The 9,788-nt window shown below is 69.5% G+C and carries 8 protein-coding genes; 3 read left to right on the top strand and 5 right to left on the bottom strand.

Annotation, left to right across the window (positions count from 1 at the left end; all coding sequences use genetic code 11):
- Nucleotides 1-89: 89 nt before the first annotated feature.
- Entirely contained in the window at nt 90-1,031 is a 942-nt protein-coding gene (locus ACWDR3_RS45915) for a LysR family transcriptional regulator (protein ID WP_450358660.1), read from the bottom strand.
- 82 nt (nt 1,032-1,113) lie between these two features.
- Between ACWDR3_RS45915 and ACWDR3_RS45920 the strand changes: the two genes are divergently transcribed.
- The gene (locus tag ACWDR3_RS45920; protein ID WP_450358654.1) at nt 1,114-2,271 is read left to right on the top strand and encodes a TDT family transporter; all 1,158 of its coding nucleotides are present in this window, start codon (nt 1,114-1,116) and stop codon (nt 2,269-2,271) included.
- Here the strand turns inward: ACWDR3_RS45920 and ACWDR3_RS45925 are convergent.
- The 4 genes from ACWDR3_RS45925 to ACWDR3_RS45940 form a co-directional block, all read right to left on the bottom strand.
- Nucleotides 2,198-2,923 carry a helical backbone metal receptor gene (locus tag ACWDR3_RS45925; RefSeq protein ID WP_450358655.1) on the bottom strand — a complete coding sequence of 242 codons (726 nt, stop codon included), beginning with the start codon at nt 2,921-2,923 and terminating at the stop codon, nt 2,198-2,200. The genes ACWDR3_RS45920 and ACWDR3_RS45925 overlap by 74 nt on opposite strands.
- On the bottom strand, nt 2,920-3,501 hold the full coding sequence (locus ACWDR3_RS45930; RefSeq protein ID WP_450358656.1) for a helix-turn-helix domain-containing protein: 582 nt from the start codon (nt 3,499-3,501) through the stop codon (nt 2,920-2,922). The genes ACWDR3_RS45925 and ACWDR3_RS45930 overlap by 4 nt, the downstream gene beginning before the upstream one ends.
- 352 nt (nt 3,502-3,853) lie before the next feature.
- Nucleotides 3,854-6,466 carry an ABC transporter permease/substrate binding protein gene (locus ACWDR3_RS45935; protein ID WP_450358657.1) on the bottom strand — a complete coding sequence of 871 codons (2,613 nt, stop codon included), beginning with the start codon at nt 6,464-6,466 and terminating at the stop codon, nt 3,854-3,856.
- Nucleotides 6,459-7,514: a quaternary amine ABC transporter ATP-binding protein gene (locus tag ACWDR3_RS45940; RefSeq protein ID WP_450358658.1), complete on the bottom strand. Its 1,056-nt coding sequence runs from the start codon at nt 7,512-7,514 to the stop codon at nt 6,459-6,461. Before ACWDR3_RS45940 ends, ACWDR3_RS45935 begins: the two co-directional genes overlap by 8 nt.
- Nucleotides 7,515-7,710: 196 nt before the next feature.
- On the opposite strand from ACWDR3_RS45940, the gene ACWDR3_RS45945 reads away from it, so the two are divergent.
- Both ACWDR3_RS45945 and ACWDR3_RS45950 read left to right on the top strand, forming a co-directional pair.
- Nucleotides 7,711-8,640 carry a 5'-3' exonuclease gene (locus ACWDR3_RS45945; protein WP_450358661.1) on the top strand — a complete coding sequence of 310 codons (930 nt, stop codon included), beginning with the start codon at nt 7,711-7,713 and terminating at the stop codon, nt 8,638-8,640.
- 193 nt (nt 8,641-8,833) lie between these two features.
- Nucleotides 8,834-9,682, top strand: a complete 849-nt coding sequence (locus ACWDR3_RS45950; RefSeq protein WP_450358659.1) for a siderophore-interacting protein — start codon at nt 8,834-8,836, stop codon at nt 9,680-9,682.
- Nucleotides 9,683-9,788: the final 106 nt, after the last annotated feature.

The raw sequence follows: 9,788 nt of genomic DNA on the forward strand, positions 1-9,788 counted from the left end.
AATCCAGCCCCTCCGGCGTTTGAGGAGCGGGGTCTGGGGCGGAGCCCCAGAAGGATGGGACGGGTAGGGGCGGCGGGGGCGAAGAAAAGCTAGGTCCTCGTCAGCGACAAGAGCTCCCTCGCCGGCCCCACCGGCAGGTGACCCGTCGGCCACACCGCCCGCAGCGAACGCCCCAACGCCACCCCGTCGACCGGCACCCGCACCAACCTCCGCACGGCCAGCTCCTCCCCCACCGCCAACTCGCTCAACACCGCCGGCCCCGCCCCACTCACCACCGCCGCCTTCACCGCCGTCGTCGAGGACAGCTCGATCAACGGACGGGCCAGACCCCCCAGCGCCGCGTCCAGCACCTGCCGCGTCCCCGACCCCTCCTCCCGGAGGATCAACGGCGTCGCCGCCAACTCCCCCGCCTCCAAAGCCCGTCGACGCCTGGCCCAAGGATGCCCGGGAGCCGTCACCACGATCAGGTGGTCGTGCGCGATGACCGCCGAGTCCAGACCCGCGGGGACACTCACCCCCTCCACGAAGCCAAGGTCCGCCTCCCCCGACAGCACCCGCTCCCCCACCACCGTCGAGTTCCCCGCGAGCAACGACACCGCCGTATCCGGCCGCTGCGCACGCAACGCCAGCAGCCACCCCGGCAGCAAGTACTCCGCGATCGTCATGCTCGCCGCCACCCGCAACCGCGAATCCCGCCGCACCCGCAACGCCTGCGCCCCCGCATCGAAGGCCGCCGCCGCCTCCACCACCCGCCGAGCCCAGTCCGTGACCAACGCCCCCGTGTCCGTCAGACGGGACCCCCGAGGCGAGCGGTCGACCAGTGCCACCCCCAACTGCCGCTCCATGGACCGGATCCGGCTACTGGCCGCCGGCTGCGTGATCCCCATCTCGCGCGCCGCCCCACCAAGACTCCCGAGCCGGGCCACCGCCAGCAACAACTCCAGCGCGCCAAGGTCCGGCACCCGATGCGCGAGCGGCCCGGCGGACGTCACCGTCTCAGCGGTCTCCGCCGTCTCGTCCCTGTCGTCCATGCCCTGGCTCATAACCTCAGCTTATGCCCCCATAGACATGTCCTCCCTGGTACCGGCCCCCGCCCGGCGAGACCGTGGAGGCATGGTCACCGCAGCCCACCCCCTCACGCGTGCCACCGCACGCCCGCCGCGTGCCAGGACCGTCCGTCACCTCGGACCCAACTGGTACGCATCCGTCATGGGCACCGCCATCGTCGCCACCGCGGGCTCGGCCCTGCCGGTCGGCGTCCCCGGCCTGCGCAGCGTCTGCGCGGCCGTCTGGCTCTTCTCGCTCATCCTCCTGCTGGCCCTGCTCGTCGCCCGCGCCCTGCACTGGACCCACCATCCCGACCAGGCCCGCGCCCACCTCCTCGACCCGGCCATGGCGCCCTTCTACGGCTGTCTCGCCATGGCCCTGCTCGCCGTCGGCGGCGGTGCCGTCACCGTCGGGCGGGACTGGATCGGGCTGCACAACGCGGTCGTTCTCGATGCCGTGCTGTTCAGTGCCGGGACGGTCATCGGGCTCGCGTCCGCCGTCGCCGTCCCGTACCTCATGGCCGTACGGCAGAAAGTGGACGCGGCCGACGCCTCGCCCGTGTGGCTGCTGCCGCTCGTGGCGCCGATGGTTTCGGCCGCGCTCGGGCCGCTGCTCGTGCCGCATCTGCCGGCCGGGCAGGCGCGGGAGACCTTGCTGCTGGCGTGTTTGGCCCTGTTCGGGGTCAGTCTTCTGGCCACCCTCATGATGCTGCCGGTGGTATTCGCGCGGCTGATCACCGGTGGGCCGCTGCCGCTCGCGCTGACGCCGACGCTGTTCCTGGTGCTGGGGCCGCTCGGGCAGTCCACCACCGCCGTGGGCAAGTTCGCGGACGTGGCGCCCGGGGTCGTACCGGCCCCGTACAGCGAGGGGTTCGGGGTGTTCGCCGTGTTGTACGGCGTGCCGGTGATGGGGTTCGCGCTGCTCTGGTTCGGGCTCGCGACCGCGCATGTGGTGCGGGCGCGCCGGCACGGGATGCGGTTCGCGATGACGTGGTGGGCCTTCACCTTTCCGGTGGGCACCTGTGTCACGGGGGCCGAAGCACTGGCCAGGCACACGGGGTTGGTCGTATACGACTGGCTGGCGGTCGGTCTCTACGTCGTTCTGGTCGCCGCCTGGGGCACCGCCGCCGTGCACACCGCGCGCGGTCTGGTCAGCGGCGAACTGCTCGCAGGGCCGCGCCCAGCACCTGTGGCGCCTCGGCCAACGACGGCCCGTACCAGGTGAGATGGCGTCCGCTGACGAGCGCGCAGGGCAGGCCGGGGAACGCTTCGGGGCCGTCGTCGGCGGTGAAGCGGTAAGGCTCGTCCGGGAGTACGACCACATCCGGGAGGGCCGCCCTCAACTCCCCTACGGGGATGGTCGGGTAGCGCTCGGGGTGGGTCGCGTAGAGGTGGTCCACGCCCAGACGGGCCAGGACGTCACCGGCGAAGGTGTCGCGGCCCAGCACCATCCAGGGGCGACGCCAGATCGGTACGACGGCCGTGGCGCGGGTCGGCGGTTCGGGGAGGGACGTCCAGGTGGACTCCGCCTCGTCCAGCCAGCTGGGGCGGGACGCGGACCCGCAGGCCGCCAGCACCCGGGCGAGCTCATCGAAGGCCTGCGGGACGTCCCGCACCTCGGTCACCAGGACCTCGACGCCCGCCGCGCGCAGGGCCGCGAGGTCGGGTGCGCGGTTCTCCTCCTCGTTGGCGATCACCAGGTCGGGGCGGAGCGCGAGGACGGCGTCGATCTTCGGGTTCTTGGTGCCGCCGATGCGGGTGACGGCGAGGTCGGCGGGGTGGGTGCACCAGTCCGTCGCCCCGACCAGCGCGCCCGGCACGGAGTGGGCGACGGCCTCCGTGAGCGAGGGGACCAGGGAGACGACGCGGGGCGTCACTGACGCGGCCGGTCCTGGACCGCCTCGATGTGCTCGGCCACCGCGACGACGACCACGCGCGTGTCCGACACGGTCGCCCGCCAGCGGTGGCGCACCCCGCCGGTCAGGTACAGCGTGTCGCCGCGGCCGAGCCGGTACGCGCGGCCCTCGGCCTCGATCTCCACGGCGCCGTCGGCCACGTACATCAACTGGTCGTTGCGGTACTGGAATTCACGGCCCGCGTCGTGGTCACCGGTGAACTCCGTGGCGTGCATCTGGTGGTGACCCCGCACCAGGGAACGCATCCGCGGTTCACCCGCCGAGCCGGCCGGTTCGGCGCGGACCACGTCGACGCTGCACGCCGGGTCGGCGGCGGCGAGGAGTTCGACGGCGGTGGTGCGCAGGGCGTCGGCGACCTTCTCCAGGGACGTGGTGCTGGGCCGCGCGCGGTCGTTCTCGATCTGACTCAGGAAGGGGACGGACAGGCCGCTGCGTTCGGCCACGACGGCGAGGGTGAGTTCCAGCGCGCGACGTCGCCGCCGTACGGCCGCGCCCACTCGCAGGGACTGGCCCTTGTGGTCGTCTTTGTGATCGCCCATCGCTCCGGCTCCCTCCTTCACTCGTCGGTGCTCCTGAAGAGTTCTCTGCACCTTACGCAGGTTCGGCAAACTGTTTCATGCGGCCGTCACATACCCGTAAACACTTCGTGCGGTCAATGCGCCAACTCTCGCCAGTGGCTGAGTTCCCGTGAGCAACACCTACCGCATAGTTCAATGCCCGAAAGGTCCCCCATGTTCCCTCTCCGAGCACGGGAATAGCGCTGTGTGATTGGCCGGATTCTTTTGGTAGCCGTTGGCATATGCCTCCCGGGGACGGCCCGAGGGGCGGGCCCCACCACACGCTGTCAGGACGCGCGGGGAAGCCCACCCCTCGGGGGTGCCGGGGCGACGGCTACTGCGGGGTCATCCGGTCCACCATGTCCGGGTGATCCTTGAGCCAGGCGGCGACCGCCTCCTGCTCGTGACCCTGGCCGTGCTCATTTATCTCGCTCTCCAGGCTGCCCAGTTCGGCCTCAGTCATGTGGAAGTTCTTGATCCACTTGGTGAGCTGGGGGTATTCGCCCGGGAACTTCTCGTTCGAGATGGTACGGATCGTGTTGCCCTCGCCGAAGAGCTTCTTGTCGTCCTTCAGCTTGGTGAGGTCGTACTGGCTGTATGCCCAGTGCGGCGACCACAGAACAACGGCGACGGGCTGCTTCTTGGCGTACGCGCGCTTGAGCTCGGCCAGCATCGCGGGCGTGGAGCCGTCGACGACCTCGTACTCCTTGTCCAGACCGTAGCCCGGCAGCACCTTCGTCTTGAGCAGGTTCATCTCGCCGGTGCCCGGTTCGATGCCGATGATCTTCCCGTCGAAGAGATCGGCCTTGCCCTTGAGGTCCTCGTAGGACTTGATGCCCTTGACGTACGAGGGCACAGCGACTTCCAGGGAGGTCGGCTCGTACCAGGTGCCGAGGTCCTTGAGTCTGTCCTTGCTCTTGTCCCAGTAGTTCTGCTGCGCGTACGGCAGCCAGGCGTCGAAGTTGAGGTCGAGGTCACCTGAGGCGAGCCCGGTGTAGACCGGGCCGACGTCCATCTGCTTGAGGTTGAGCTTGTAGCCGCGCTTCTCCAGAACGTTCTTCCAGAGGTAGGTGACGGCGATGTCCTCGTCCCACGGGAACCAGGCCACGTCGATCGCGCGCTTGGTCTCGGCGGCGGCCTTGGTGTTCTGGACCGGGGCCAGCTTGTCGACGAGGCCGGGCTGGTCCTTCAGCCAGGTGCGCACCGCGTCCTGCTGCTTGCCCTTGCCCGCCTTGTTGATCTCGGCTTCGAGGCTGGTGAGCTGCTTCTCGGTGAGCTTGAAGTCCTTCAGCCACTTCCCGACGGTCGGGTTCTCGTCCGCGAACCCCTTGCGGGAGAGGGTGTGCACCCCGTCGCCCGCGCCCCAGGCACCCTTGGGATCCTTGAGCTTCTTCAGCTTGTAGTCGTTGTACGCCCAGTGCGGCGACCAGAGCGTGACGACGATCGGCTCGTGCTTGCTGTACGCCCGCTTGAGCTCGGCCAGCATGGCGGGCGTAGAGCTGTCGACGACCTTGTACTCCTTGTCGAGGCCGTACTCCTTGAGCACCTTGCTCTTGAGCAGGGCCATCTCACCGGCGCTGGACTCGATCCCGGTGATCTTCCCGCCGAAGGTCGAGGCCTTGCCCTTGAGGTCGGCCAGCGAGTTGATGTCCTTCATGTACGCCGGGACGCTCAGCTCCAGGGAGGTCTGGTCGTACCAGGCCCCGAGGTCGTCGAGCTTGCTGCCGTACTTCTTCCAGTACTGCGCGTGGGTCGTCGGCAGCCAGGAGTCGGTCTCGAAGTCGACGCTGCCCTGCGCGAGGGAGGTGTAGAGCGGCCCCGCGTCGAACTGCTTGGCGTCGACCTGGTAGCCGCGCTGCTCCAGGATCTCCTTCCACAGGAAGGTGGAGGCGACGCCCTCGTCCCAGGGGATGTAGCCGATGCTGAGCTTCTTGCCCTGGCCGACATCGTTGCCGTCGGCGACCGTGGTGCCGTCCGACTTGCCGCCGAAGATTCCCATGCCGCCCGCCACCAGGGCGAGGACGACGACACCGACCATGGCGATCTGGGGGCTCGGCCGGTACGACCAGATCTTCAGGCCGCTCTGGGCGGCCCGTGCCTTTGCGGCGGCACGGCGGCCGAGCGGCGAGACCTGCGTGCCCAGGGCGCTGGTCATCCGGTCCAGGTAGATCGCGAGGATCACGATGGCGACGCCCGCCTCGGAGCCGAGGCCGACGTTGAGCTGGCCGATGGCCTCGTTGACGTCGCCGCCGAGGCCGCCGGTGCCGACCATGCCGGCGATCGCGGCCATGGACAGGCCGAGCATGATGACCTGGTTGACGCCGGCCATCACGGTCGGCAGCGCGAGCGGCAACTGGACGCGCAGGAGCGTGTCGCGGGGCGTGGTGCCGAACGCGTCTGCGGCCTCGACCAGTTCCTTGTCGACCTGCCGGATGCCCAGCTCGGTCATGCGCACACCGGGGGCGAGCGCGAAGATCAGGGTCGCGACGATGCCCGCGGAGGCGCCGGTGCCGAAGAACAGGATCGCCGGGATGAGGTAGATCATCGCGGGCAGCGTCTGCATGAAGTCCAGGACGGGCCGGACGATTCCGCTGACCCGGTTGGAGCGCGCGGCCCAGATGCCGACCGGCACGGAGATCACCAGAGCGATGATCGTGGCGACCAGGACGAGGGAGAGGGTCACCATCGCGTCGTCCCACAGTTCGAGGGAGTCGATGAAGGCGAATCCCACGAAGGTGAGCAGACCGGCGGTCGTGCCGCGCAGCCAGAACGCGAGCACGGCGAAGATGCCTGCCAGCAGCAGGGGTTGAGGCGCCTGCAGGACGGCGTTGATGCCGTCGTAAGTGCCCGTGAAGACGGTCTTGAGGAAGTCGAAGAGCCAGGAGACGTGGTTGAGCAGCCAGTCGACCGCGTCGTTGACCCAGTCGCCGAGGGGGATCCTAGGCACGGGCCACCTCCTCGTTGCCGAGGAAGCCGACCAGGCGCGACTGCCGGACCACTCCGACGAGATGGCGCTCGGCGTCCACGACGGCCACCGGATGCGTCAACACGGCGCTGAGCGCGCAGAGTTCGGTGAAGGGCGTGTCGGGCGTCACGGTCCGGCACTCGCTCTCGGTCGCACAGCCGCAGTCGGCCTCGTCGCCGCGCACGTCCGTGTCCATCACGGCCGATGCGGTGAGCACGCGGGAGCGGTCGACGTCCTTGGTGAAGGAGGCGACGTAGTCGTCCGCGGGCCGGACGAGGATGTCCTCCGCGGTGCCGGTCTGGACGATGCGTCCGTCGCGCATCACGGCGATACGGTCGCCCAGCCGCATGGCCTCGTTGAGGTCGTGCGTGATGAAGACGATCGTCTTCTTCAACGACTGCTGGAGCTGGAGCAGTTGGTCCTGCATGTCCCGGCGGATCAGCGGGTCGAGCGCGCTGAACGACTCGTCCATCAGCAGCAGATCGGCGTCGGTGGCGAGCGCGCGGGCCAGACCGACACGCTGCTGCATGCCGCCGGACAGCTCGTCGGGCCAGGACTTCTCCCAGCCGGCCAGCCCGCACAGGGCGAGCGCCTCGCCGGCGCGACGCTCGCGCTCGGCGCGGGGCACGCCCTGCACGGCCAGACCGTACGCGGCGTTCTCGACGACGCTGCGGTGCGGGAAGAGCGCGAAGTGCTGGAAGACCATGCTGATCTTCCGGGCCCGGACGGCGCGCAGGTCGCGGTCGGAGAGTCCGGTCAGGTCCTGTCCGTCGAAGCGGACATGGCCGGCGGTCGGCTCCAGGAGGCCGTTGAGCATCCTGAGCAGGGTGGACTTGCCGGATCCGGACAGACCCATCACGACGAAGATCTGGCCGGGTTCCACCGTGAAGGAGGCGTCGATGACGGCGGCGGTGGTGCCCTCCGCGCGCAGTTCCTCCCGGTCGGCTCCGTCCTCAAGCCGCCGTAGCGCCTCGTCGGGTCGTCTGCCGAACACCTTGTAGAGATGCTCTGCCTCAAGCGTGGCTGACACGCGTACCTCTCGTCTCTCGGGGCAAGGGAACAGGAGACGACGGGCCGCAAACAGTCGTATGTGCAATTGGCATCGCTCCGAGGCGGCGCCTGCCCTGGTCGGGGCGGGTCAAACGCTTCAGTGGGCCAGTTCACAACTCGTTTACAACTGCCATGCGGGTCCCGGTGACGGGTGAGTGTCGGTGCCGTGCGGCATGATGCGAGGCGTGACCGGACGACTGATGCTCCTCGACACCGCCTCCCTCTACTTCCGCGCCTACTTCGGCGTCCCGGAGTCCGTGAAGGCCCCGGACGGCACGCCGGTGAACGCCGTGCGCGGGCTCCTCGAATTCATCGACCGCCTGGTCAAGGACCACCGTCCCGATCAGCTCGTGGCGTGCATGGACGCGGACTGGCGCCCGCAGTGGCGGGTCGACCTCATCCCCTCCTACAAGGCGCACCGGGTCGCCGAGGAGGTCGAGGCGGGACCGGACGCGGAGGAGATCCCCGACACGCTCTCGCCGCAGGTCCCGATCATCGAGGACGTCCTGGACGCGCTCGGCATCGCACGCGTGGGCGTCGCCCGCTACGAGGCGGACGACGTGATCGGCACGTTCACCGCGCTCGCGAAGGGCCCGGTCGACATCGTCACCGGCGACCGCGACCTCTATCAACTGGTCGACGACGAGCGGGGGGTGCGCGTGCTGTACCCCCTCAAGGGCGTCGGCATGCTCCAGCTCACCGACGAGGCGTGGCTGCGCGAGAAGTACGGCGTCGACGGCCGTGGGTACGCGGATCTGGCGACCCTGCGCGGCGACCCGAGCGACGGTCTGCCGGGCGTACCGGGCATCGGCGAGAAGACGGCCGCGAAGCTGCTCGCCGAGTTCGGTGACCTGGCCGGGATCATGGCCGCGGTGGACGACCCGAAGGCGAAGCTCACGCCGTCGCAGCGCAAGCGCCTGGACGAGTCGCGCCCGTACGTGGCGGTGGCCCCGACGGTGGTCAAGGTCGCCGACGACGTGCCGCTTCCCGAGGTCGACACGGCACTGCCGCACAGCCCGCGCGACCCGGCGGCACTGGACGAGCTGGCGGCGCGCTGGGGGCTCGGCGGCTCGCTGCACCGGCTGCTCGTCACCCTCGGGGCCTGACCGCTCGCCGCTCTGGGAGCATGATCGGGACGGGTGGTGACGTAAGCCTGGTTCTCATATCAGCAACTCACCCTCTCATTTCGAGAGAGTAAAGCTCTGCGTGTCGGTCTCAGTAACCTCTCATGCGGGGGGTGTTAAGTAGGGGAGAGATGCTAACTTAGGTTTACCTAAGCAAGGGAACAGGGAGGCCGCCATGGCAGAACGCCCGGCTCGGAAGCCGCGGAAGCCCCACACCGCGCAGGTCGTCCGCACCGAACGGCTCACCCCGCACATGCAGCGCGTGGTGCTCGGCGGCGAGGAACTGGCCGTGTTCGCGGCCGACACCTGCACCGACCATTACGTGAAGCTCCTGTTCCCGACCGGTGGCGCAACTTATCCCGAGCCCTTCGACCTTGAGCGGATCCGCGCGGAGTTCCCCCGCGAGCAGTGGCCGGTGACCCGGACCTACACCGTCCGCGCCTGGGACCCCGAACACCTTGAGCTGACCCTGGACTTCGTGGTGCACGGCGACGAGGGCCTGGCCGGCCCGTGGGCGGCGAACGTCCAACCGGGCGAGAAGGTGCGCTTCATGGGCCCCGGCGGCGCCTACGCGCCCAATCCGGAGGCCGATTGGCATCTGCTCGTCGGTGACGAGAGCGCGTTGCCCGCGATCGCCCGCTCCCTGGAGGCGCTGCCCGCGGGTGCGGTCGCCCACGCCTTCATCGAGATCTCCGGCCCCGAGGAGGAGCAGAAGATCGACTCCGACGTGGAGGTCGTCTGGCTGCACCGCGGCGACCGGCCGATCGGCGAGCCCCTTCTTGAGGCGGTACGGGCGCTGACGTTCCCGGAGGGCCGGGTGCACGCCTTCGTCCACGGCGAGGCGCACTTCGTCAAGGAGCTGCGCCAGTTGCTCCGCGTCGACCTGGGTGTCGCCCGCGAGGACCTGTCGATCTCCGGCTACTGGCGGCTCGGCCACAACGAGGACGGCTGGCAGGCCTCCAAGCGGGAGTGGAACGCGCGCATCGAGGCGGAGCAGGAGGGCTCGGAGAGCTCGGCTGCGTGAGGCATGTGAAGCGGCGGCACCTCTCGGGGTGCCCCGGCGGTGACCTCGGTGTCCAGTCCGAACTCGGCCCGTCCGCCCTCGTATTGCTGTTCCGGAGGTCGTGGAC

Source organism: Streptomyces sp. NPDC001002 (genome assembly GCF_053599215.1).

Coding starts and splice junctions, on each gene's coding strand:
- ACWDR3_RS45915 (WP_450358660.1), bottom strand. CDS start 1,031: ATGGACGACAGGGACGAGACGGCGGAGACCGCTGAGACGGTGACGTCC.
- ACWDR3_RS45920 (WP_450358654.1), top strand. CDS start 1,114: ATGGTCACCGCAGCCCACCCCCTCACGCGTGCCACCGCACGCCCGCCG.
- ACWDR3_RS45930 (WP_450358656.1), bottom strand. CDS start 3,501: ATGGGCGATCACAAAGACGACCACAAGGGCCAGTCCCTGCGAGTGGGC.
- ACWDR3_RS45945 (WP_450358661.1), top strand. CDS start 7,711: ATGCGAGGCGTGACCGGACGACTGATGCTCCTCGACACCGCCTCCCTC.
- ACWDR3_RS45950 (WP_450358659.1), top strand. CDS start 8,834: ATGGCAGAACGCCCGGCTCGGAAGCCGCGGAAGCCCCACACCGCGCAG.